The 24187-nt window shown below is 41.9% G+C and carries 23 protein-coding genes; 10 read left to right on the top strand and 13 right to left on the bottom strand.

Annotation, left to right across the window (positions count from 1 at the left end; all coding sequences use genetic code 11):
* Positions 1-70: 70 nt before the first annotated feature.
* On the top strand, positions 71-655 hold the full coding sequence (locus CSQ79_RS02740) for a TetR/AcrR family transcriptional regulator (RefSeq protein ID WP_099699782.1): 585 nt from the start codon (positions 71-73) through the stop codon (positions 653-655).
* A gap of 88 nt (positions 656-743) precedes the next feature.
* Here CSQ79_RS02740 and CSQ79_RS02745 read toward each other — a convergent pair whose 3' ends face one another.
* Both CSQ79_RS02745 and CSQ79_RS27010 read right to left on the bottom strand, forming a co-directional pair.
* Positions 744-2126, bottom strand: coding sequence for an amidohydrolase (locus CSQ79_RS02745; RefSeq protein ID WP_502693904.1), 1383 nt, complete (start codon positions 2124-2126; stop codon positions 744-746).
* A 61-nt stretch (positions 2127-2187) separates the two neighbouring features.
* The gene (locus CSQ79_RS27010; RefSeq protein ID WP_143755413.1) at positions 2188-2397 is read right to left on the bottom strand and encodes a hypothetical protein; all 210 of its coding nucleotides are present in this window, start codon (positions 2395-2397) and stop codon (positions 2188-2190) included.
* 460 nt (positions 2398-2857) lie between these two features.
* Between CSQ79_RS27010 and CSQ79_RS02750 the strand changes: the two genes are divergently transcribed.
* Positions 2858-3988, top strand: coding sequence for an outer membrane protein (locus CSQ79_RS02750; protein ID WP_289500354.1), 1131 nt, complete (start codon positions 2858-2860; stop codon positions 3986-3988).
* Between the two features lie 79 nt (positions 3989-4067).
* Here CSQ79_RS02750 and def read toward each other — a convergent pair whose 3' ends face one another.
* Both def and CSQ79_RS02760 read right to left on the bottom strand, forming a co-directional pair.
* Positions 4068-4610 carry a peptide deformylase gene (gene def, locus CSQ79_RS02755; RefSeq protein WP_099699647.1) on the bottom strand — a complete coding sequence of 181 codons (543 nt, stop codon included), beginning with the start codon at positions 4608-4610 and terminating at the stop codon, positions 4068-4070.
* 6 nt (positions 4611-4616) lie between these two features.
* Positions 4617-5909, bottom strand: a complete 1293-nt coding sequence (locus CSQ79_RS02760; RefSeq protein ID WP_099699783.1) for an HhoA/HhoB/HtrA family serine endopeptidase — start codon at positions 5907-5909, stop codon at positions 4617-4619.
* Between the two features lie 293 nt (positions 5910-6202).
* Here CSQ79_RS02760 and dnaA point away from each other — a divergent pair, with 293 nt between their 5' ends.
* The 4 genes from dnaA (at position 6203) to CSQ79_RS02780 (ending at position 9677) form a co-directional block, all read left to right on the top strand.
* Positions 6203-7576 carry a chromosomal replication initiator protein DnaA gene (gene dnaA / locus CSQ79_RS02765; RefSeq protein ID WP_099699648.1) on the top strand — a complete coding sequence of 458 codons (1374 nt, stop codon included), beginning with the start codon at positions 6203-6205 and terminating at the stop codon, positions 7574-7576.
* Between the two features lie 71 nt (positions 7577-7647).
* Positions 7648-8130 (top strand): pantetheine-phosphate adenylyltransferase, encoded by a 483-nt coding sequence (gene coaD, locus CSQ79_RS02770; RefSeq protein ID WP_099699649.1) that lies wholly within the window; start codon positions 7648-7650, stop codon positions 8128-8130.
* On the top strand, positions 8109-8744 hold the full coding sequence (locus tag CSQ79_RS02775; RefSeq protein WP_099699650.1) for a F0F1 ATP synthase subunit B family protein: 636 nt from the start codon (positions 8109-8111) through the stop codon (positions 8742-8744). The genes coaD and CSQ79_RS02775 overlap by 22 nt, the downstream gene beginning before the upstream one ends.
* A gap of 249 nt (positions 8745-8993) precedes the next feature.
* Complete coding sequence (locus CSQ79_RS02780; protein ID WP_099699651.1) at positions 8994-9677, top strand: PHP domain-containing protein; 684 nt, start codon at positions 8994-8996, stop codon at positions 9675-9677.
* A 489-nt stretch (positions 9678-10166) separates the two neighbouring features.
* Here CSQ79_RS02780 and CSQ79_RS02785 read toward each other — a convergent pair whose 3' ends face one another.
* The 5 genes from CSQ79_RS02785 to CSQ79_RS02805 form a co-directional block, all read right to left on the bottom strand.
* Positions 10167-10856: a response regulator transcription factor gene (locus CSQ79_RS02785; protein WP_099699652.1), complete on the bottom strand. Its 690-nt coding sequence runs from the start codon at positions 10854-10856 to the stop codon at positions 10167-10169.
* Positions 10857-11007: 151 nt separating this feature from the next.
* Positions 11008-12318 (bottom strand): carboxyl-terminal processing protease CtpB, encoded by a 1311-nt coding sequence (gene ctpB / locus CSQ79_RS02790; RefSeq protein ID WP_099699653.1) that lies wholly within the window; start codon positions 12316-12318, stop codon positions 11008-11010.
* 303 nt (positions 12319-12621) lie between these two features.
* Positions 12622-14955: a single-stranded-DNA-specific exonuclease RecJ gene (gene recJ, locus CSQ79_RS02795; RefSeq protein WP_099699654.1), complete on the bottom strand. Its 2334-nt coding sequence runs from the start codon at positions 14953-14955 to the stop codon at positions 12622-12624.
* 45 nt (positions 14956-15000) lie between these two features.
* Positions 15001-15630, bottom strand: a complete 630-nt coding sequence (locus tag CSQ79_RS02800; RefSeq protein ID WP_099699655.1) for a GNAT family N-acetyltransferase — start codon at positions 15628-15630, stop codon at positions 15001-15003.
* A gap of 22 nt (positions 15631-15652) precedes the next feature.
* Positions 15653-16426: a PD-(D/E)XK nuclease family protein gene (locus CSQ79_RS02805; protein WP_099699656.1), complete on the bottom strand. Its 774-nt coding sequence runs from the start codon at positions 16424-16426 to the stop codon at positions 15653-15655.
* Between the two features lie 585 nt (positions 16427-17011).
* Between CSQ79_RS02805 and CSQ79_RS02810 the strand changes: the two genes are divergently transcribed.
* On the top strand, positions 17012-17845 hold the full coding sequence (locus CSQ79_RS02810; protein WP_289500357.1) for a 2OG-Fe(II) oxygenase: 834 nt from the start codon (positions 17012-17014) through the stop codon (positions 17843-17845).
* 310 nt (positions 17846-18155) lie between these two features.
* Positions 18156-20024 carry a putative bifunctional diguanylate cyclase/phosphodiesterase gene (locus CSQ79_RS02815; RefSeq protein ID WP_099699658.1) on the top strand — a complete coding sequence of 623 codons (1869 nt, stop codon included), beginning with the start codon at positions 18156-18158 and terminating at the stop codon, positions 20022-20024.
* Positions 20025-20106: 82 nt separating this feature from the next.
* Here CSQ79_RS02815 and CSQ79_RS02820 read toward each other — a convergent pair whose 3' ends face one another.
* Positions 20107-20694, bottom strand: a complete 588-nt coding sequence (locus CSQ79_RS02820; protein ID WP_099699659.1) for a PAP/fibrillin family protein — start codon at positions 20692-20694, stop codon at positions 20107-20109.
* 213 nt (positions 20695-20907) lie between these two features.
* Between CSQ79_RS02820 and CSQ79_RS02825 the strand changes: the two genes are divergently transcribed.
* Together CSQ79_RS02825 and mraY are read left to right on the top strand one after the other, a co-directional pair.
* A complete protein-coding gene (locus tag CSQ79_RS02825; RefSeq protein ID WP_099699660.1) occupies positions 20908-21138 on the top strand; it encodes a DUF3134 domain-containing protein in 231 nt (76 codons plus the stop codon).
* A gap of 204 nt (positions 21139-21342) precedes the next feature.
* Positions 21343-22446, top strand: coding sequence for a phospho-N-acetylmuramoyl-pentapeptide-transferase (mraY, locus tag CSQ79_RS02830; RefSeq protein WP_099699661.1), 1104 nt, complete (start codon positions 21343-21345; stop codon positions 22444-22446).
* Positions 22447-22676: 230 nt separating this feature from the next.
* Here the strand turns inward: mraY and CSQ79_RS02835 are convergent, their stop codons facing one another.
* The 3 genes from CSQ79_RS02835 to dtd form a co-directional block, all read right to left on the bottom strand.
* The gene (locus CSQ79_RS02835; RefSeq protein ID WP_099699662.1) at positions 22677-23192 is read right to left on the bottom strand and encodes a MogA/MoaB family molybdenum cofactor biosynthesis protein; all 516 of its coding nucleotides are present in this window, start codon (positions 23190-23192) and stop codon (positions 22677-22679) included.
* Positions 23193-23211: 19 nt separating this feature from the next.
* Positions 23212-23547 (bottom strand): photosystem II reaction center protein Psb28, encoded by a 336-nt coding sequence (psb28, locus tag CSQ79_RS02840; RefSeq protein ID WP_099699663.1) that lies wholly within the window; start codon positions 23545-23547, stop codon positions 23212-23214.
* A gap of 121 nt (positions 23548-23668) precedes the next feature.
* Positions 23669-24124 carry a D-aminoacyl-tRNA deacylase gene (dtd, locus tag CSQ79_RS02845; RefSeq protein ID WP_099699664.1) on the bottom strand — a complete coding sequence of 152 codons (456 nt, stop codon included), beginning with the start codon at positions 24122-24124 and terminating at the stop codon, positions 23669-23671.
* Positions 24125-24187: the final 63 nt, after the last annotated feature.

The raw sequence follows: 24187 nt of genomic DNA on the forward strand, positions 1-24187 counted from the left end.
GTTATGTAAACTAAGATAACAACTGTTATGATAAATTGTCAAGAGAGTGTATTTTGAAATTACAAAAACAATGAGTTACAGCGATCGCCGACTAGAAGTAACTGAAGCTGCGTGGCGGGTAATTATTCGTGAAGGACTAGACCGCGCAAGTATGCGTGCGATCGCCCAAGAACTTGGCTCGTCAACTGGAGTTGTTACTCACTATTTCCGAGATAAAGACGAGCTTACACTATTTGCTTTAGAACGAGTTTTTGAAAACTTGTTTGAGGATATGAAAACTTGTGCAGAAGGGCGACAGGGAATAGATCGGCTAGAGCAAATGATCTTCGCCGCACTTCCTTTTGAAACCAAAGGGATACCAGGTTGGCAAGTTTGGATTGCTTTTTTAGGGTATGCGATCGGGCGTGAAAAATTAATAGAGGAACATCAAAAACGCTACGATTTGTTACGCCAAATTCTTTGTCAAGAGTTAGCTGAGTTACAAGCAGCCAAGCTAATTCGCGGCGATCTTGATTTGACACTTGAGGCTAATGCCTTAATAGCGATCGTCGATGGTATCGGAACAGGAGTCGTTATTAATCCTGAACAATTTCCTTCAGATCAACAGAAGTATCTCGTACAGCGGCATATTAAAACTTTGCTGGCAACACCGTAACCAGTAGACAATTATGGCACTAAACTATATAGCTTTGGTGAGTACTCAAATTAGTTGTTGCCTAATCGCTGTATAACAAACCTAGAGTTTACTGATTCAGTAATTCCATTGTCATAACTGATGCGACCTTTGTTCCAAATGGAATAGCATTGAGATCGACTTGAAAGTTGCTGTTATGGTTTGAGAAAGGAACTGTTTTGCCTTCTGCCCTAGCTTTAGCAAAAAGCGCAGGTTCAGCGACACCAACGAAGACAAAGCCTACCTGAGTATCTTGATTGTCACCTTTAAGTAAATGAACATCTTCTGAGCCTGTTGTACCTGGAAAATCAGCGATCAGTTTGTTGGCTCCAACTAAATTTACCAATTGAGGATTAATGCGATCAATCACTGCTTTGTCATTCACTAGTGGAGTTGTACCACCCTTTGCAGTTATGGTTGGCAATTGATCTTCTGGCATTCCATAGGCACGCGCAATCGACTCATTGACAGACTTAATTCCCTGCACCATTATTTTCCGTACTTCTGGGTTGAACCAGCGCAAACTAAGTTTAAGCAATGCTTCTCCTGGAATCACGTTATTCGCCTCTCCTGCCTGAACTGCTCCCACTGTAATCACAGCTGCTTCTTGAGGATTGATCGCCCGTGCCACGATTGACTGATACTGTGTAATTGCGTGAGCAGCCATGAGAATTGGATCTTTGGCGAGATGAGGTGAGGAACCGTGCCCTCCCACACCTTTGAATACAATATCGATCGGATCGCTTCCTGCTGTTCGGATTCCTGGTACGCTGGCAATTATTCCTGTAGGACCAGGGGCACTGTGCATTCCTAGCAAGAAGTCAGGGACAGGAACACCATGACGAGTGTAAAGACCATCTCCGACCATTGCCCTTGCTCCTGCGACTCCTTCTTCCGCAGGCTGCCCGACTAAAATTAGTGTCCCTTTCCAGTTAGATCTCAGGTCTACCATTGCCTTTGCCAGCCCCAACATCCAAACTGTATGGGCATCATGACCACAAGCATGCATGACAGGTCTTTCGCTACCATCTGGCATCTCCGCCCGCTTGGTACTGGCGTAAGGAAGTCCTGTCGTTTCTTGTACAGGCAGTGCATCTAGATCTGCTCGATACATCACTTTAGGACCATCACCATTGCGCAGAATCCCCACGACTCCAGTTTTGGCAATTCCTGTTTTGACCTCGTAGCCTAATGCTTTCAGTTCCCTCGCCACGATCGCTGCTGTGCGAGTTTCCATGAACGCTAATTCTGGGTTCTGGTGGATGTCTTTGAACAAGCCAATTAGGCGGTTGCGATCTTTGTTGATCGTTGCCAGCAAGCGATCAAAATAAGCTGGTTTTACGGCTGGTGTACCTGTAAAAGGCTTTTGTGCCTGAGCGGGATGCAAACTCAAAAGCAGCAGGGTCAACCCTAGAACCAAGCTACTGACAATTATCCCGATCGCCGATTTCATCGATTTCAACCATTGGTTAGGGAAGAAGTTACGGAAGCAGATCATAGTGGCTACGAATTCCTTACACAATTTCGGTACGATCGGGCAAATGGGGAGTATTACCAAGGGCGATGGTTGGTGATGGGTTGCTGAGCTTAACAGCAGTAGACAAAGAATTTGGCTTTATTAACAACAGAGATTGAGCTAAGAAATAGACACCATATTGAGACAAGCTATGTAGCGTGGTGGTCGCGCAACACGGACAAACAAATGACTCTAGAGAAGGCAGCATAATGCGCCTCGAATATTGCAAAATTTCACAGAAATAGTATAGTTCAATTGAGAGCATCAACAATTTATATGTAATTGTTTCTTAATAAAATATTCGCTAGTTTCCGATTTGAATGTGTTGTTATAAAATCGCATTGCAATGACATTGCTTTGCAATATAGTAGTTTAATAGTGTTACCAGCGTTGATGTCAAACCTGAGAAATCGGGAGTTTAGTAGATTATCTGTTAAATTTTTGCTTTAAAAGTTAAGCTCTTTAAATAAATCTAGAAACTATAACCTAGTTGAGTATAATTTTAATGTTTTTTTGACATATAGAAACTTAGTACAGTGAAATAAAAATTTAATGAGAGTAAAATTAAGGTTGTGTTTAAAATGAAATTAGGAAATAGTAGAAGTCATCAATTTAGTCGAATAGATCTGGTTTTCAAAGGCTATTTTCAAAATTTTAATAATCAATTAATGAAGCAATTTTTGTTATGTACTAGCAGCGCTTTGTCGATCGCGCTTTCAGTGTCACCTGTTTATGCAGAAAGCCAATTACCTATTTCTGACTCGACTGCTACGCTCAACACCGTGTCCGATCTGGAACAACATCATCATTCCGCAGAAGCTCTAGAATTAGAAGCTGCCAGCTTATTGCCTAAACCTGCTGGTGAACCGGCAATTGAGTCTCACATTGCTACAGAGATAGCCTTCCCACTTCATGTAATGAGCCAGGCGGATACTTCCACATCACGGCCTTCTCAACTCACAGTGAGCGATCGCTGGCAATTTTCAGTCGAACCTTATATCTTTGTTCCCTTGCGAGTTCAAGCTGATGCTACAGTTGCTGGACGAACTGCCTCGATTGATTTGGGCTTAGGAAACATTCTAAATTTTGATCGTGCGTTTAATGCTGGAATTCGGTTGGAAGCTCAAAAAAATCGATTGGGGCTTATTCTTGACGGGTTCTATGTTTCTGCACAGAACAGCGGAAATTTAGGAGTGACGTTTCCTCCGAACAGTTTGCCAGGTATCGGAGCAAATATCCCCATCCCAGTTCAAACAAGTGCCGATGCCAGCTTATCAATCCGCCAAGGGTTAATCGATTTGGCAGCGTCCTACCGCGTTGTCGATACAACGCTAGGCGATTCAGTAGCAACACCAAAATCCTTTCCTCGCCTAGTTGTTGCTCCGAGTCTGGGACTCCGAATTAATATTTTGAGTCAAAAGCTTGAGGTAGATGACGTTCGCATCAACGATATTCCTGTCAGCAATATTCCGCTGCCAATTTCGCTTCCGGTGAACCAAGACTTTCGCCTAAATAGAACGACGGTTGAACCACTGATTGGCGTACAGATTGGATTAGATCTATCTGAACGCTGGACAGTTGATCTTCGAGGTGATCTGTCTGGGTTTAATCTCAATGCCGATACAAATTTGACCTGGAATCTGCTAGTCGGTGCGCAATATCAGCTATCTCCAAATACATCATTGCAACTTAGCTATCGCTTTAATGGTTTTGATTTCGAGGATGGATCGGGTCTGACGCGAGCCAACTTAAATTTACGTCAGAATGGGCTGTTACTCGGTGCAACATTCCACTTCTAAAGATTGATAAGTCGGTGAGGGTTGAGTCTTGGCAGTGACCTCAAACCCCTTGGCAGGTTTGTAGATGAACTATGAAGTGCTACTTGTGAGTTTGAGTAGCAATAATCCGCTTTTGATACTCTTGCTCAGTGACAAGATCCAAAGTAGTATCCACGCGATCTAAAAAGACAATGCCATCGAGATGATCGAGTTCGTGTTGAAAGATGCGGGCGACAAAATCTGTTAACTCTTGCTTTTGTTGCTTACCGTTGCGATCGCTATATTCCACCTCAATGACTTGATATCGCGGTACTAACCCCCGAATTCCTGGAATACTCAAACAACCTTCCCACCCTTTCGCGGTCTCCGTCGAGTGCGCTAAGATTTTGGGATTGATCATCGCGGTCGGTTCCATAGTTGGAGCATGAGGATACCGAGGATTAGGGCGAGAAGCAACAATGAATAAGCGATAAGACTCAGCAACTTGCGGTGCAGCTATTCCTACACCGTTGGCTTGCCCAACAGTTGCCATTAAGTCATCAACGAGATTTTGGATATGTTGATCTTGAATATTCTCAACATATTGAGCTTGGGTGCGGAGTATGGGATGACCAAGCTGTACAATTTCTAGAATTTCTGCCATAAGTTATTAACTTTCACTTTGCACAGGAAGATTCTCAAGTCTGACGGCTATTTGTCTAGATTGCCCATTGCGTTGAACACCAATTTCCATTTGGCTACCTACCTGACTACCTGCAACTAAGCGTTGTACGTCTTCGGTTGTTTTTACAGGCTGATTGTTAATTGTTTGCACGACATCACCAGCACGCAATCCAGCGCGCGCAGCAGGAGAACCAGGAACAACACGAATAATCAAAATCCCCTCCTCTGCTGTGACATCAATTTCACCATCAGATTCAATTTCCAGTTGTTGCCTCACTTCTGGGGTTAGTGTTGCCATTTGTACGCCTAGATAAGCGTGCTGTACTTCTCCGGTAGCAATCAGTTGTTGGGAAATATTTTGAACTGTGTTGATAGGAATAGCAAATCCTAGCCCTTGAGCGCCGCTGATAATGGCTGTATTCATCCCAATGACTTCACCACGCGCATTGAGTAAAGGACCGCCAGAGTTACCTGGATTAATCGCTGTATCAGTTTGAATTAAATCAACACGCTTATCAGAAACACCAATGTCACTTGTAGAGCGTTCGGTAGAACTAATGATTCCTGCTGTGACAGTATTATCTAGCCCCAAAGGATTGCCGATCGCAATCACCCATTCACCTGGTTGTAGTACTTCTGAGTTACCAATTGGAACCACAGGTAAATCGCTTGCTTGAACTTGAATAACGGCGACATCAGTTACAATATCTTGCCCTACCACTTCACCTTCAAACGTACGACCATCTTTGAGCGTGACACTGACGCGATCAGCACCATCGACGACGTGAGCATTGGTTAGAATTTGACCTGAGTCACTAATAATAAATCCTGAACCTGTACCGCGGACAACTCGCTGTCTTGGCTGTGCTGGGTTCGGTTGAATGCCAAAGAATCTACGTAAAATCGGGTCGTCAAGTTCTTCGGGTAACTGTCGCGAAACCGTTCTAGCTGCGTTAATTCTGACAACTGCAGGTCCTACCTTTTGAACGGCTGCAACCACAAAATTGGGGTCTGTCGGTGCGATCGCCGCTGTTGTATTCACAGGTTGTTGAGGAGTTGGTTGAGCAGTTGGTTGTTCTGTCTGCGTTATGTTACCACGTTGCGCACATCCACTCAGACTTGCTAGTCCTATTCCAGCTAATAATGTTAAAAGATAACCTACGGTTTGCCGCTGCAACAATGTCTGTATATTAACTTTCCTATGAATCGTATCTTTATGATAATGTTTTTTATGAATATTTGTAGAGTGTAGTTCAATATTGCGGCGAATAGTGCTCATTTGTTTTTGTTTTCTAAAAATCAAACTTTTGGTGGTACCTTGCGGCGTAATTCTCAATATATTCTTTAGTCTAGAAAAGCTAATGACACGCTAACGTAGTTGAAGCAAAACATTTTACCTACGCATTGTAATTTTGCGGTTATTTTTAGCTAGTGTCAAAGGCTTTAACATTCTTAAATAACTATATGACTAATCATATAAGTTTCTCATCATAGTTGCCAAGCGAAGCGCAGCAGAGTTTGCTAAATTGGTTGCCTATATTCGTTTTTTGCTAGAGGTAGAGGTGGTAAGTAGTGGAACTTTCTCTTGAAAGTCTATGGAGTCAGGTACTAGAGCGGCTACAGGAAAAGTTGACTCGACCCACCTTTGAGACTTGGATCAAAACAGCTAGTGCGCAACGACTAGAAAATAATTGCTTGGTGATTTGTACCCCTAATCCATTTGCCCGCAATTGGTTACAAAAGTACTACATCAAAACAATTGTAGGCGTTGTGGAAGAAATTCTCGGTCACGCTGTAGAAGTTCAAATCACTGTAGCCAAGGAAAATGGCGTGACTTCCTTCAACGAGCCAGAAGTAGGATGGTCTGCACCAATTGAGCCGAGTATACCAGAACCGCCAAACAATCGCCCTAAGCCTATTGAATTGAATCCTAAATATGTATTTTCCCGTTTTGTTGTGGGTGCGAATAGTCGCATGGCACACGCAGCAGCTTTGGCAGTCGCTGAATCACCAGGACGCGAATTTAACCCTTTATTTTTGTGCGGTGGCGTCGGGTTAGGGAAAACACACTTGATGCAGGCAATCGGGCATTACCGTTTAGAAATGTGTCCTAATTCAAGAATTTTTTATGTTTCTACCGAACAATTTACTAACGATCTTATTGCTTCAATTCGTAAAGATAGTATGCAAAGCTTTCGAGAGCACTATCGGGCAGCTGATGTGTTGTTGGTAGATGATATTCAGTTTATTGAAGGAAAAGAATATACTCAAGAAGAATTTTTTCATACATTTAATACCTTGCATGAAGCAGGTAAGCAAGTTGTTTTAGCATCTGATCGTCCACCCAACCAAATCCCGCGCCTACAAGAAAGATTGTGTTCTCGCTTCTCAATGGGGTTAATCGCAGATATTCAACCACCAGATTTAGAAACAAGAATGGCTATTCTGCAAAAGAAAGCCGAATATGAAAATATGCGTCTACCCAGGGAGGTAATTGAGTATATAGCCTATAACTACAAGTCAAACATTCGAGAACTAGAAGGCGCTTTAATACGGGCAGTTGCTTATATTTCTATTTCTGGCTTGTCAATGAGTGTAGAAAATCTTACTCCAGTATTAAACCCACCCGTAGAGAAAGTAGAAGCTTTTCCCGATGCTGTGCTGATGGTAGTGGCAGATGAATTTGATGTTTCTGTAGAAGATCTTAAAGGTAATTCGCGACGTCGCGAAATTAGCTGGGCACGTCAGATTGGTATGTATTTAATGCGACAACACACTGACTTGAGTTTACCAAGAATCGGTGAAGAATTTGGTGGAAAAGATCACACAACTGTATTGTATAGCTGCGACAAGATTGCTCAGTTACGCGAAAATGATCAAAATTTAGCACAAACTCTGAGACAATTGAGCGATCGCATCAACCTCGCCAGTCGTCATTCTTCTTAAGTTGAAACTGAGTTTCCATCAAAGTTTCTCTAGCAGGTATAATTTCTCAGTAACTCCGAAATGCTAACAGCGTGATTGCTATTTATCCTGGGAGCTTTGATCCGATTACTTTAGGACACCTTGATATCATCGAGCGCGGCTGTCGCCTCTTTGAGCAAGTTGTTGTCGCTGTGTTGCGTAATCCTAACAAAACACCTTTGTTTTCGGTGCAACAACGGCTAGAGCAAATACGGATATCAACATCTCATCTGACAAATGTAGAAATTGACAGCTTTGACGGTTTAACAGTGAAGTACGCTCAAATGCGACAAGCACAAGTTCTCTTGCGGGGTTTGCGAGCAATCTCTGATTTTGAAGCCGAGTTGCAAATGGCACATACAAATAAAACGCTTTCTACCCATATCGAAACAGTTTTTTTAGCAACTTCTAATGAGCATAGTTTTTTAAGTAGTAGTGTGGTGAAAGAGATTGCCAAATTTGGTGGTTCCGTCGATCACCTTGTTCCTCAGCACGTTGCCTTAGATATCTACCGATGTCACACCAAGACCCCTTAAGAATAGATCCTGAGCCAAATAAAATTCCTCAGGAAGCAAGAAATACAGATATCCAGACGGCATTGAACCGACTGGAAGAAAAAATCCTCGCCAGTCCTCGCATTCCTCTGACACGAAAAACTCTGATTGATGAGGAAGTGATACTCGATCAGCTCGATCAAATTCGCTTTAGTCTACCATCTGTATTTCAAGAAGCACAGGCGGTTGTCGAGCAAAAAGAAGAAATTTTGTTGCAGGGAGAGCAACACGCACAAGAAATTATTCAAGCTGCTGAAGCTAAAGCAGCACAATTACTTCATGAAACTACAATTGTTCGGCAAGCCGAAGCTGCTGCACAAGAAATTCGTCAGCAAGTTGAACAAGATTGCATTGCAATGCAGCAACAAGTCCAAGCAGAAATCGAGCAAATGCGCCGTCAGGCTCAAGAGGAATTACGACAAATGCGCCAAGCTGCGATCGCTGAAGCTGAAGATATCCAAAATGGTGCAGATGAATATGCTGATAGTGTCTTAAGGAGTATTGAGCAGCAGCTTAATGATATGCTCCGCATTATTCGTAATGGCAGGCAACAACTGCAACTACCAAAGGGGTTAGAAGTTAGGGATGAGGGGTGAGGGAAAAATTGATTTGTTGCGATCGCATCAATCATTCGTTTCATTTAAATTTCTTATAAGTAATCTGCATGGCTATTAAGCTTTTCTTTTGCTACAGTCTTAACATAATGAAATAAAACTTTGCCCTTGAGTCGTAATTGTCACGAGTAATGGTTTTAAATAACTAACGCTTAATGTGTACTTTTATTGCTGTTTGGGTAAAGTCTTTATAAAGATAGTCAAGAGCGTACATAGGTACGAGAGGCGATTATGGCTGTCGTTGCCCAAACTTCTGCATCATCACACTTAAAGCAAGTCTTCCACAAAATTAATGGACAAAGCTGCCCGCGGTATTTTAACTTTCATATGCATACTGTTTACTCGGATGGTAAACTGCAACCTGAAGAGTTAATACAACAGGCGATCGCAATTGGGTTAAAAGGACTTGCAATTACCGATCACCACACTGTTGATGGTTATCGCGTTGCTCTAAGTTACTTAGATGACTTGAAGTCAAAACCTCACCTTAAACATATCGTGCCAGAAGTTTGGACTGGTGTAGAAATTAATGCCAACTTATTGAATGTAGAAGTTCACATCTTAGGCTATGCTTTTCAACTAGAGCACCTCAGTATAGCTCCTTATTTGCGAAGAAGAACAACTGTAGGCAAAACCTACCAAGCAGAGAACGTCATTACAGCAATTCATCAAGCTGGAGGACTAGCGGTACTAGCACACCCAGCACGGTACAAGCGATCGCACCAAGAACTAATTCCAGCGGCTGCTGCTTTAGGTATCGATGGAGTCGAAGCTTTTTACGCTTATAACAATCCTAATCCTTGGCATCCTAGCCCAAAACAATCCGCAGAAGTACAAGTCTTAGCTAATCACTACGGTTTATTCAACACTTGTGGCACTGATACTCACGGTCTAAGCTTGCTGCAACGTCTTTAAGCTTTGTGTCAGTCTTATAGCACTCAGGGGTTAGAGAACGCGAATCGCGCAAACTTATGGTTCAGAATTAGAAGCTAGCTAGATGAGTGGTTTTGAGCTGCGTATAGTGTCCCGACCTATTGACTTATTGCTATAGCAGCCAGATTGTGTTGACTTGAAATAAAAGTACCCTGTCGCTGAACAGGGTAACTTTAAGAAATATTAGGATTATTAAAATAAAGAGCTTAGAAAACAGACATGATTGTAATGATACCAGCGCTTGTCAATACAAAAACGAAACCTAGAGCAATTGACTCGCCTAAGTGTTTTGAGACTTTCATAACTTTTGGTTTATTAAGTGAGTATTGTTATGAATTTATCATTAAGCTTTCAATTAGCAACAAACAACACCAAAAAATTAAATTATCGTAATTTTTCTTAATGTATTTCTCAGTTAAAGAAGCAGTAGAGTAGACATCTTGCCTGCCCCTGCTTGGTAAGTTTATTAGTTTATTTCGTCAAGCCATGCTCCAAAGCAAAACGGACTAACTCAGTTCGACTATTTGTACCTGTTTTGCTAAATAAGCGACTAACATACTTTTCTACATTGCGGACACTCGTTTGCAGACGACGAGCAATTTCTTTATTCATCAAGCCCTCTGTAACGAGGTTTAAAACACTTTGTTCTCTGGGAGTTAAATCAATTTTAATGGGAGCTGGAGTTGTTGCAATACCCTGGCGCTGAGTTAACAGTGCTTTAATTTGAGCAATTTGATTTGCCAAATCAGCAATATCAGGCGTTTCTCCCAACTCACCACTTGAAGTTGTTGCCCGACGTGCCAGTAAATTTTCTATAATGGCGATTAGCTCATCTGGGTCAAATGGCTTGGGTAAATAAGCATCAACACCAGCTTGATAGCCTTGGATACGATCTGTAGTCATACCTTTTGCTGTCAGAAATACGACTGGCAAAGTTTGAAAGCGAGGATCGTCGCGCATTTGCTTAAGGAATTGGTAGCCATCTATCTGTGGCATCATAATGTCAGAAATGACCAAATCAGGTATATTTTGCTGTAGTAATTCCCATCCCTCATGAGCATTACTAGCTACCTGAACAGTAAAACCACTTTCTTGCAGATAATCTTTAACAGCTTCTCGCAAGCCTGGTTCGTCGTCTACCAGCAAAAGTTGTGCGGACATCTACATATTCCTTGACGCTATCTTCTCACTGTAGCGAAAATGAGGGGCAGAGGAGTCGTGAAGTGTTGAGTGTTGAGTGTTGAGTTATGAAAATTCTTCCATTCAAATCTCAAAACTAGCCACTATATCACTAGCTACTAGCCACTCTTAACTACCGCATATCCGATGGTTTCAGCGTTTGATTTGGTGTAGTTTGAGCCAAGGAGTTTGTGCCTAGCACAGCGATCGCGCGAATATACTGTGGATCGTTTTGAGTACCAACTAAGTTTGGATTACTTGCTAGCTGACGTATCTGTGCTTCTGTTAAGTCTATTTTGACATCAGGTGTAATGCCCTTTTGACTAATATCTGTTCCCTTAGGTGTGTAGTAATGAGCAATTGTAATTGCTAAACCAGAACCGTCAGAAAGTGAATGAACTGATTGCACTAGCGCTTTACCAAATGTTTGGCTACCGACAACCACTCCTCTATTGTTGTCTTTGATTGCCCCTGCTAGAATTTCGCTGGCACTAGCAGAATTACCATCGACAAGCACAGCTACAGGCTGCTTGACTAACGCAGTACGATTTGCTGCTATTTTTTCACTTCTCCCTCGGCGGTCTACAGTACGAACAATATCGCCGGTTTCTAGCCACATCCGCGCAATTTCAATACTCGATTGCAATAAGCCTCCAGGATTACCGCGTAAATCTAATACGTAGCCATTGACCTGTTGGCGGTTGAGATCGTAGATTGCTCGTTGCATTTGTTCTGCAGCATGAGCATTAAATTCTCGTAAGCTGATATAACCAACGCGATTTTTGCCTTCTTGTTTGACAGAGTAACGGACTGTTGGTACTTCTATTCTTGCCCGCGTGAGTTTAATATTTAGATTTTGCTGTCCAGAACGTCCGATACTTAAACTCACAGGTGTTCCAGCCTGACCGCGAATCATACTAGAAGCTTGCTGAACATCTAAGCCTTGTGTTGGTTTACCATCAATAGCTAATATCTGATCTCCCGATTTGATACCAGCTTGTAGTGCAGGAGAATTTTCGATTGCTTCTACCACAGTCAAACGCTTGGTTTGCTCATTGACTTCCATGCGAATGCCAACGCCAGAGAGTTCTCCAGATGTCTGATCTGTCAGTGCGGCAAACTGTTTAGGATCGAGAAAGCGAGTATAGGGATCTCCTAGTTTTTCTAGTTCTTCTCGAACAGCATTATAAGCTTGTTCTTTGGAAGTATAGTTTCTGCTTAAAAGGTTTTGCCTGCTTGTTTGCCAATTAACTTTATTGAATGTAGCGTCAACATATTCGCGATTAACAAGCTGCCAAACTTCATCTACCAAAGCTTTAGGACTGTCTTGAAATGAAGCACGAACTGAGCGAACTGGCAACAGGGACATTGTTACAGTCGTGGCGATCGCTCCACTAAATAAAGCAAAATGGCACAATGATAAGCGTTTAAAGTATTGCTGCATTGGAATATTGCGAAGTAATTTTTGTGCTTAGAATTTAGTATTACTCAGAGCCTACATCTTTGCACTGAGTATTTTGTTGCTATTGACTATACACTTGGTTAGTCTGTGATGGCAGTAATAACAGTTAAATCGTTATGGTTTTCAAAAATATTATCTCCACGATACTTGGGTTCCTCATTGATATATCAATTATTTTGTGCCAGTTTTCGCAGTGTCATTTAACCGAAAGAAACTATGAGTGATTTTAGTGGTTAGAACATATAATTCATCTGGCAATTCTCTGTGTTTCCCTAGTTTCTCTTTTTACAAACTTGATCCGCGTATCATCGCTTGAATAGTGGATAAGGGAACTGTCGAGAAGTACTGCTGTTGAAATTGTTCCTCTTGCACAGTAATTAAGAATTTTTCAATCACTTGCAAGCATTCATCTTCAGATATTTTGGCTTGTGGTTGCCAATGGACGATAAAACTTCGATCAACAGAACTAATTGTAAAACCTATACTAGTAAGTGCTTGAAATCCTTGTTTAAGTGTTTGATCGCTAATTTCTAGTTTTTGACATAGTTGAAACCGCGAGACAGTTTGACCTGTACGACTAATGTACTTTGCAATTCCGAGTAACGAAAGCCAAATTTGATTAGGTAGGATAAATTGTGGTTTTTTCCAGGCTAACACTAGCTGTTTTTTTTCGGCAAGCGATCGCTTAAACCAAGTACGTAAATTATCCCAACTCCGAGGACAATCTTGAACAATCAGTGCCTCTTCTAAATTGGTATCAATTTCACTAGGTAGATTACGCCAGTCTAATAAATCTAGATTAGTCGTGTCAGTTGTTTGAGCCGAAGCGTTTTCTGCTGTCCGCAGTGCCACAACTCGAATTTCGTAACGTTTTTTAAATGAGTTATAATCAATCTCTACGATGCAATCGCACCGTGTAGGTGGTAATTCGTCTTTGTAGTGTCCCCACCACACACCAGGAAATTTAGCTTGTGTTGAATCATCTCGAAGATCAAATTCGGTTTTAATATATTGAACTTTTTTCCCTTGTCCATCTTGTTGATTACGATGCCAAGCATTTTCAAACCAGCAATTTTGAATCAATAATTTTGGTACAGGATTTCCCATACCACAAGGTTCGAGTAATTTCAATTCCCAAAAAAGCTCTTTGCCTAGGGCTTGGACAGTACACATTAAGTCTGCTTGAATTGTTGGTGTTGTCATCGCACCACCTAAGGACTGTCGTAATTTTTGATTAATTGCCTCAGCAAATAAAGAAATATTTTCTGTTGGTAAACTCAATCCTGCAGCATAAGGATGTCCGCCAAAGCGATGTAGTAAATGTGCCTGATCTTTTACCAACTGATATAAATCGATTTGATTGACCGAACGTGCCGAACCACGGGCTAAGGTAGTGTGTTCTGTACTTGCACCTTCAGTACTCAGTAATATTGTCGGACGTCCGGTTTCTTGTGCAACTTGTCCAGCGACTAAGCCAAGTACACCCGCAGACCATTGAGGATCTGCTAAAACAATAACACTAGTGGTCGATAAGTCCAATTGCTGTAGTTTCGCCGTCACTTGCTGGGCAACGTCTTTTTGTAAAGATTTACGTCGAGAGTTTGCCAGTTCTGTATCTTGTGCTAGCTGTTCAACGCGTTGTAAGTCGCGACTTGTTAGTAACTCTACACAAAAACTAGCATCACCTTGAATTCGGCTGACGGCATTGATGCGCGGACCCAAACCAAAGGAAATATCAGTAGGGCGATCGCCACTTTTCTGACACCACTCTAATAATCTTCCTACCCCTGGACGTCGTCGTTGTGAAGCTGGTTGTTTGAAGTCTTGCTGCATTTTGGCAATACCCAACTGCGCTAAATAGCGACAATCACCAGAAAGCTGTACCAAATCTGCAATTAAACCAATTGCAACTAAATCAAGTAAATCTTCTAGCGGTTGTTGAGGGTTATCTGTTTTTTGATACAAAGCTTCTACGAGTTTATATGCAACAGCAACTCCTGAAAGATGAAATAAGGGATGGTCTTGTGGTAAATATCGAGGATTGATAATTGCGACAACTGGCGGTCGTTCTAGCGGCAATGTATGATGGTCGGTGACAATAGTATCAATACCTAGTTGCTTTGCATACTCGATTTCAGCAATATTAGTACTACCTGTGTCGCAAGTAACAATTAACTGCGAACCTTGTTTAGCAAGCAGCTCAATCCCCTGACAGTTTAAACCATGAGACTCAGTAATGCGATTAGGAATATAATAAACTAAGTGCGTGTTTTGGCTAAAAAACTGTCCTAAGCCATCCCAAAGCACAGCGGTTGATGTAATCCCATCAGCGTCAAAGTCTCCCCAAATTGCAACTTTTTCGCAGCGATCGCGTGCTTGTTGAAGTCGTTCTACTGCTTGATACATTTCTGCACCAAATTCAAAGGGACTTGCTAATTCTTGACAAGCTTGGGGATTGACAAATGAATCTAGACTGTACTGATCGCAAATTCCTCGTTGCCACAATAGCTGTGCAGCATATCTACCAGAGGAGTTTGGACAATACTGACTAACAGCTTGGATAAACCATTCGGGTGGTGATTCAACAGGTGGTAGCAGCCACTGTAGTTGTTCTGGCATGAAGAAGGGGTGAGGAGTGAGGGGCGAGGGGCGAGGGGTTAGTTACTAATCACTATTTTCATCTACTAGAGAATTGAGGGCAACTTCACCGGCGATTCCTTCAGGTTTGCGCGATACAGTGGGACGCGATCGCTTATAACCTGCTCTTTCAGCTTTTTGTCTTTCGTAAGAAATTAATCTGCCGTAGTATTCGTTTCTACTTAAATTCATGGATAAGAAAATATGCTGCCGGCTGTTGCCAAAGCCTTTACGCTGAAAAAATTTAACGGCGGGTATATTGGCGGGATCAGTATCAACAAGCATAAACCGCGCACCATCTTCAATCATCCGTTCAATGAGTTTGTCTACTAAAGTGTCGCCAACTCCACGGCGTTGAAAGTGGGGGTTAACTCCTAACCAAATAATGTAACCGTATGTCCAAGAACCTTTTGTAATGACTGTGCCTAGAATAAAGCCTGCTAGTTTGCCGTCAATTTCTGCAACAAGACAATATTCAGGATCGGTGTTATAGAGTCCAATTACCTCCCACTGATCCCATGTACGGTACAAGTAGGGATATAAATCACTCGTAAATAACTTTTCTCCTAAGTGATACACAGGAGCAAGGTCGTCAATTTCTAATTCGCGGACATAAACTGAGGATGTATATGTTGAATCTGTAGTGTCGTGCGCCATAACTAATTTACTATTTAGTCCTTTATAGTGGGACTTCTTGAATATTTACAAGATTTGGCAGTAAGCTTTGAGGAGATGCGCTGTCATCGCGATCGCGATGACAGCGCGTTGCATATTGACACAGATCGCACAGCTTGCTTCCTAATGTTATTTGGGGAAATAGTTCGCCATATTCGTAACCTTGCAACCATTGTGTAAGTTGGTTTAAGAGATAGTTTAGTTGTTGTGCTGTTTTGGTGTGCTGAGCGTTGTTGTAAGTAAATTTGAGACTTTGTGGCTGATTTTCTGACTGAATAAACCAGTAAGTCATAGACAACTGTTCGGGTACGTATTCGCTTGTTTCTGCGAGGACATACAAGTAAAGTCGTGTTTGCCAGTTATGTGCTAAAGCGCGGCGATTTTGGGGTTTGGGATAAGTTTTCCAATCGAGAATTTGAGCTTGGCGATCGTCTGCAATAAGTAAGTCATAAATGACTGTCAACAGATAATCTTGCACTTGTAATGTACGGCAATGTTCGCTTTCGCGGAATGATTGAGTGGTGAGATCTGGTGTTATTTCTGGTGCAACGCTGGTAAAAGCACTCATCCAGCATTGTAGTTGAGCATCTTCTTGCACTAAAGATTCAATTGGCAATCCAAGTTCGCGCTGCTGCATGAGCAAATGAAAGCGACTGCCCCATGTAAGGCGCTCTTGTTGCTCTAAACTGGTTGGTGAGCCGAGTTGCTCTAAGTAAGTGTGTTGAAATTGACGCGGACAACGTTCAAGTAAGTTGAGCTGTCCCTGAGATAGACGCATAGAGCTATTGATAACTAGCTTTATTTAATTTTACTCAGCTAGGTGAGCTGTTGTTACTCTAGTGCAATTCACGAAGTTAGAGGAAGCGCTAGCGTTGTACAGCGGGGTCTCTCTGACCTCGCAAAGCTCGAAGTCCGGCTTCTAAGCGATCGGCGCGCTGGCGTTGTTGTTCAAGTTCCGTTGCCACCCAATTGCCTTGAGCATCATACTAACGCAGCTTGGTAAATCGTACATTGTGGGCAGAAGTTCTGAGGATGACTGCAGCGCGTCTTTTTGAAACATGGCACCAACTAGTAATTGATTAGCTTTAGGTTAACTTAGGGGTTGCGGTAATTGGTAACGGATACTAATTGCGATCGCTATCTACTCAAAACATAAACGCTGCTTTTGTCACCACGTCCAACTAGCCTTAAATCAAAACACCAGCATGGGTTGTTGCGTTTAGCTTCAGCGCAGCGAAGGTGAGTAAATCTATTCAGTTCTTTCTTAGGTTCCCATAACTAATAGGTATGTTTTTTGATGAGTTTGTGGGCTTTCTGTAACTACATTAGTCTCATCTCGAACTTACTTTTTTGGAGGATTCATATGGGAGTCGGTGTAGCTCGTAAAGAAGTGACACGCACAGATGTTACAACATTACCTATTAAAGCCACAACAGTTCTCACACGACAAGACTTAGTTGACTTGGTACAAGGTAAATTCATTGCCTTGTGCATTACTGACTACTATCCAAAGTGGCTTTGCGAGCAACTATGCAAAAGGTTGCTAAAACTTCCGGAGTTTGCCCGCTACTTACGAGCACAAAATGTTGGTGTTCAAAGAACTGGAATGACTTTTTTTGAAACAAAAGGAGATCCAAGGCTACTTGAACAGTACTATGCAGAAGCCCAGCGTATGCGCACTACTATCAGAAATACTTGCTTTCCTTACCTTTCCCCAATAGATAAACTCCGAGTCGAGCTTGAAGAAGTATGGTTTGCAGGCGCTCGGCTTGAGAACATTCATGGACAACCAATGATGGTTGGAATTGCACGTATGTTCGAGGATAGCTTTGAGCTTCCACCACACCAGGATGTGTTAGCTCGTGATATTGTAGATAATTCAAGCGATGGACTGCTTCTGTCGCAGCTTTCTGCAAACATATATTTACGAGAAGCAAAATTTGGTGGAGAGCTAGAGATTTGGGGAATCAAACCGTCTTATCAAGAGTTTCTCAAACTTGCTTGCGACGATCTGCACTTTGATCAAAATAAACTCCCACCATCACAAGTGCTGTATAAACCCCGTGCTGGCGATCTAGTTCTCTTTGACTCAGGACGAGTTCATGCAGTACGTCCATCCAAGCAGGGACCACGAGTATCTATGTCATGTTTTGTAGGATATCGCGGTCAGAATATGCCTTTAACTTATTGGAGTTAATGCCTATTCTACTTTGCCTTGTCGTAGGTTACTATCTGTAAGTAGTGGCAGAATGCTGTGTTTTTTAAGTGATAGGAATTGACTAAATTGTGAGCTGAGGCAAGAATTGCCTCTACAGCTAAGGCAGTCTACCTATTGTCCAAGGATATGGGTAATATCCTAAAGAGGGTATTGCCCATTCACTCACTTAATGTTGCCTTGAATTTCTGTCTCCAAAGACTAGTAAATTGAATAAAGCAAATGAGTATAATCACCTTATCGCCAGAAAATTTGACCACACATTAATCATGGTTTATGCGCTAAGCTTGCTATGCTTCCGAGTAGTTCAAACTCACATTGGCAGTGTAAATTACCTGAGACAGAAATTAAACGTTTGCAGGCGCTGTGTCAGTATCAGATTCTAGATACTGTTCCTGAAGCACACTTTGACAACATAACTCGCTTGGCTGCTTACATTTGCCAAACTCCAATTGCTGCAATTAGTTTAGTAGATGCTCAGCGACAGTGGTTTAAATCAAAAGTAGGGTTCATGGCAACTGAAGAACCCCGCGATATTACTTTCTGCGCTTATACTATCCGGCAAGCTGAATTACTAGTTATCCCAGACACTTTAGCTGATGAGCGCTTTGCAACTAACCCTTTTGTGGTTGGTGACGCTCGGATTCGATTTTATGCAGGTGCTCCTTTGATTACTCCCACTGGCTTTACTTTGGGAACTTTATGCGTACTCGATCATGTTCCACGAAAATTAAGTTGCGAACAAATACAATTTCTACGGGTTTTAGCTGACCAAGTCGTGGCACAACTAGAGTTGCGACGTAATTTAAAAGATTTGAAACAAAGCATCATCGAGCGTCAAAAATCAGAAGCAAAACTCCGCCACCATGTCTTTCATGATGAGTTGACAGGTTTGCCGAACCGAGCACTTTTTATGAAGCGGTTGAAATCTGCAATTTTGAAGAAGAAGTGGGAAACAGACTACTTATTTGCTGTGCTTTTTATCGATTTAGATCGTTTTAAGGTTGTTAACGATAGCCTTGGGCATATGGTTGGAGATCAGCTACTGATTGCAACTGCACGCAGATTGAAAGCGTGTTTGCGACCTGAGGACATGGTTGCTCGGCTCGGAGGTGACGAGTTTGTGATTTTGCTTGACAATATTAGGGGTATCAGTGACGCTACTGATGTGGCAGAGCGGATTCAGAAAAGACTATCATTGCCTTGCAACTTGAGTGGGCACGAAGTATTTACTAGCATCAGTATAGGCATTGCTCTGGGCACAACAAATTATCACCAACCGGAAGTCTTGCTCCGCGATGCTGATACGGCAATGTACCGTGCAAAGGTGCTAGGTAAGGCTCGTTACGAAGTCTTTGATATAGAAATGCATGACTCGGTTGTGAAGCTCATGCAACTAGAGAACGATCTCCGACGGGCAATTGAACGTCAGGAGTTCCAGATTTATTACCAGCCAATAGTACTAGTAGACACAGGCGAGATCACTGGGTTTGAAGCGCTAATTCGCTGGCAACATCCAACGCGGGGCTTGCTGAATCCAGCTGATTTTATCTCGGTAGCAGAAGAAACTGGAGCGATCGTCCCGATTGGCTATTGGGTACTTTATGAGGCATGCCGCCAGCTAAGGACATGGCAGTCGGAATTTTCCGCTCAACCCTTAACAATCAGTGTCAATCTCTCCAGCAAACAGTTTTCACAACTAGATCTCGTTGAGCAAATCATTCACATTCTGCAATTAACTAACCTTGATGCACGTAGCTTGAAGCTGGAAATCACTGAAAGCACAATTATGGAGAATGCAGAATCTGCAACTGCCATGCTTTTGCGACTGAGAGACTTGGGCATTGAAATATATTTAGATGACTTTGGTACAGGCTACTCATCCTTGAGTTCTTTACACCGCTTTCCAGTTGATGTGCTCAAAATTGATCGCTCTTTTATCAGCACAATTCAAGCTAATCATGAGAAGACAAAAATTGTTCAAGTCATCATGACACTAGCTCAGAATTTGGGCATGGACGCAATAGCAGAAGGAATAGAAACAGTAGAACAAAGGGAACAGCTTAAAATATTACGGTGTAGGTATGGACAAGGGTACTTATTTTATCAGCCAGTAGACGCACAGACAGCGGCAGCAATAATTGCTCAAAATAAACAATAGACTGCGCAATAGCTCAATAGCTATCTTAAAATCAATTAAATTACCTAGCTCAACTAGTCATGAGTGGTAATGACAGCGATCGCTAAACTTTACTTAAAACATAAACGCTGCCTTCGTTACCACGCCCGATGCGTAAATCACGATCGAGATAAGTAATATCTAGCCATCCTTGTTGTTCGCGGTTATCTAAACGAAAATCAACTGCTGCAAACTTTTTACCCGCTTCAATCTGCCCAATAAAGTCCTTGGGAGACTTGTTGTATCCTACCAAACGCTGTAAACCCAAGATTGAACGCTCAAATTTTACTTGGACTCGACGTTCAGAAAGTGGCTCAAACCGCGCAGCAACTGCCACCATTCCTTCTAAAAAAGGTATGCCATAAACTTCTGCGATGTTGTAGACACTGGTTGTCGCAACACGGATAGATTGATAAATTTGACCGAGCTTGAATAATGGCAATTGGTCAATATTTAATAAACCTTTACTCGTGGTGTAAAGCAGTCGCCAGTCACCATCGAGGAATTCTCCCGCTTCAACAGGGCGAGGAGTCGGGTTGCGCTCTTCTAGCTGAGCGATCGCCATTAAAATAGCTTGCTTGTCTTGCTCAGTTGCCAGTAGTCCGCGATTTTTGCCTGCGATCGCTTCTAACAGTGTTGTTTTTCCTACCATCACACCCTTCCCTATTTTTTCTGTGGAAATTTACACCTTATTTCACCAACACTAGCTTAGTTATCCTTACAAATTATTCTCGGTTGAATAAGTCACCTATAGTTAATAAGTTTTTTTGATATTTTTGTTACCTTTTCACTATCAAGGTTTTCAGCTAAAAGGAAACAGCTTTTTTAGTGATAAACTTGAACTATATAGATTAAAATACTTTCTATGCGTAATTCTGCTCTACGTGAAGAACCTCGCGATCAACGTGCTGCTGTGATTCCTGTAAAGAATGAATCTTCATTACTCGATTGGTTAGAGTCGTCAGGTCGCTTGATAGCGCGTGACCAACAAGAACCAGACTATTCAGACGATGAAGAAGAAATTGCTGGCTTAATGGACCCAGATGATATGTCTTACGACCTTGATGATGATGATGCTATAGAAGTAGAAGATTAGCACTCTGCTGTTTGCAGAAACACTACATGCATTCTTAGTCAAATAAGTAAGTCACTAGAAAACCTTCACAACTCACTTTGAGTTTGACGGCAAATCAAACAGCCCGTAAACTCTATGCTGGTTACTCTAAATCTTGTGGCAGGTACATTGCTGCAGATAGGTTTAGGAGTCGTCATCTAAAAAGTGCTGTTGTGAGGAAATGTCGTGGAAGCTAAATCATCTTCGGATTCATTTCATTTGTCTGGCATCAATCTACTTGTGCTATTAGGCGTATCAATAAGTATTACGGCACTTGTTCTAGATTGGATTGCAAACCGATTGCCTTGGCAAACTACTTCTCTAAGTTTACCTTTAATTGTTTGTGGAATAGCAGCTGCGGGAATAGGGTATGGTGTTGTTCCATTACTTGTTAAATTAAAAACAGGGCAAGTCATTCGCGAAGATGGTCCTCAAGCTCATTTAAAAAAAGCAGGTACGCCAACAATGGGAGGCGTTTTTTTTATTCCTGTTGCGATCGCATGCGCTGCAATTTTGTCGAGCTTTACAACCAATGTCGTTGCAGTATGTTTGTTGACATTAGGTTATGCAGCGATTGGTTGGCTGGATGATTGGCAAATCTTACGACATAAATCAAATAAAGGCATCTCGCCTCGGATGAAACTTGCGTTACAGATTGGTTTTGCAGTGCTGTTTTGTCTGTGGTTGTGGTGGAGCCAATCGAGCAATATTACTACAGTGAGCTTACCCTTTGGTTATGCGTTGCCGTTAGGTTTGTTATTTTGGCTATTAGCAGTTTTTGTTATGGTTGCCGAAAGTAACGCTACTAACCTGACTGATGGTGTCGATGGCTTAGCTGGCGGAACAGTGGCGATCGCATTTTTAGGTTTGGGTGCTTTAGTTGCTTCTACCAATCCTGAATTGATGATTTTTTGTGCTTGTATGAGTGGTAGCTGTTTAGGATTTTTAGTTCACAATCGTAATCCAGCGCGTGTATTCATGGGAGATACAGGATCGCTGGCTTTAGGTGGTGCATTAGCTGCTGTAGGATTACTTAGCAACACACTTTGGGCACTATTTATTCTTAGTGGAATCTTTTTTGTCGAGACACTTTCAGTCATGGCACAAGTTGGTTATTACAAAGCCACCAAAGATCCTAACGGTGTAGGGAAACGTCTATTCAAGATGGCTCCTTTACATCATCATCTTGAACTATCAGGCTGGTCAGAATTACAAGTAGTAGGGGTGTTTTACTTGATTAATGCAATTTTAGCTGGAGTTTGTTTGTGGTTGAACAAAGTAAGTATTTAGAAAAGGTGAGGAGTGATAGTAGCTTGTAGATAATAGACCCCCTGCATGAATGCGAGTGCAAATAAATTCGCTGATATACAAACTATATCCACCAATTTAGAGTTGTGAATTACTCGTCAAGAATGAACAGTTAGTCGTGAAGTGTTGAGTTATAAGTTAAGAACATTCAAAACTTAAAACTTTGTTTGGATAGCTCTGAAGGAAGTCGAAGGGCGTTTGTAATTCATGCTTTATTTCTTTCCATCTCCTCTTATTTGACTAACTAAATGAACAAGTTCGGGCAAAATTAATTGCTGCATTCCTAGTTTGACTGCATTAGAAGAACCAGGAAGAGCAAAAATCAGTTTGCTTTGATATACTCCAGCGATCGCCCGAGAGGCGATTGCTCGCGAACCGATTTCTTTGTAACTTAAGTAGCGAAATAACTCTCCAAAGCCAGGTAAAGTTTTCTCAAGGAGATTTGCGATCGCGTCATATGTTGTATCTCTGGGGGCAATTCCAGTACCACCATTGCAAATTACTACGTCCAAATTTACTTGGTTAGCTAGGTTGTATAACTGATTTTGAATTTGTCTTGGCTCATCTGGAATAATTGTATATGCCCCCACATTACGACCGGCATCCAAAAGTAGCTTTTTAATTAGTTGACCACTTTTGTCAGTTTCAACAGTGCGCGTATCACTTACTGTGATGACAGCACAGGTGATTGTCATACTAGTCAGATCAGGGTGCGGCTGATGCGTCATCAAAGTAAAAGTAATAAATTTATGACTTGCTGAATTCTAAGCCATGAGTTTCTGCATAGCGCTGCATAAAGCGCAGGAAGCGATCCCATTCATCAGCAGATTTCATGAGGTAAAACACTTCTAATGCTTCTGGCTTACCATTAACGAATTTACCCTTCACTTCACGAGTTGTCAGCGTCCCCTCTTCATCAATCATGTACATTCCAGTAATTTCTTCTGTCGCTTCGCTACTCAAAGCCTGAGGATTTTGAAAGTAAAAAGTGGCTGTACCGTTACTACCATCGCGCGATCGCGTCAGACGTACATCTGGAATAACTTCTTCATCAACGCCTCTAAAAAACTGAATTTGAGCCATAATACTTTGCGATTACACTTTTTGCATCTTATCTGTAACTTCATATTTTCTCATTTTTTGGATAATTGGTAATTGTCAATAGGCAGGGATCAAAATAACTTTGCAGGGCGCATTTGCTGTACTAAATATTCTCTCTATCAAGTAAAAGAGTAACTGGACCATCATTGTCAATCGAAACTTGCATCATTGCACCAAATATGCCAGTTTCCACTCTTAAACCACTTTGCCGAAGTTTGCTCACAAATAAGTGATACAAATCAACTGCGATGCTGGGCGATGCAGAACGATCAAAAGAAGGACGACGACCTTTGCGACAGTCACCATAAAGCGTAAATTGGCTAATAACCAATAATTCGCCACCAATTTCCTGCACAGATTTAGAAAAGCGATCGCCACTAGCATCTTCGTCAGGAAAAATGCGCAATTCTAAGCACTTGCGTACCATCCAATCAAGTTCAGCTTCTGTATCAGTATCAGCAATACCCACAAGTAAATTCAGCCCTCGCCCAATTTTGCCAACAAGTTCACCATCAACGGTAACTTGAGAAGATTTAACTCGTTGAATCACAACACGCATATTTATTGAGTTAAGTTTTCACGACTTTGCCAAATAGTAGCTTCCTTGAGACATCAGCGATCG

It is taken from the genome of Gloeocapsopsis sp. IPPAS B-1203 (assembly GCF_002749975.1).
GTDB lineage: Bacteria > Cyanobacteriota > Cyanobacteriia > Cyanobacteriales > Chroococcidiopsidaceae > Gloeocapsopsis.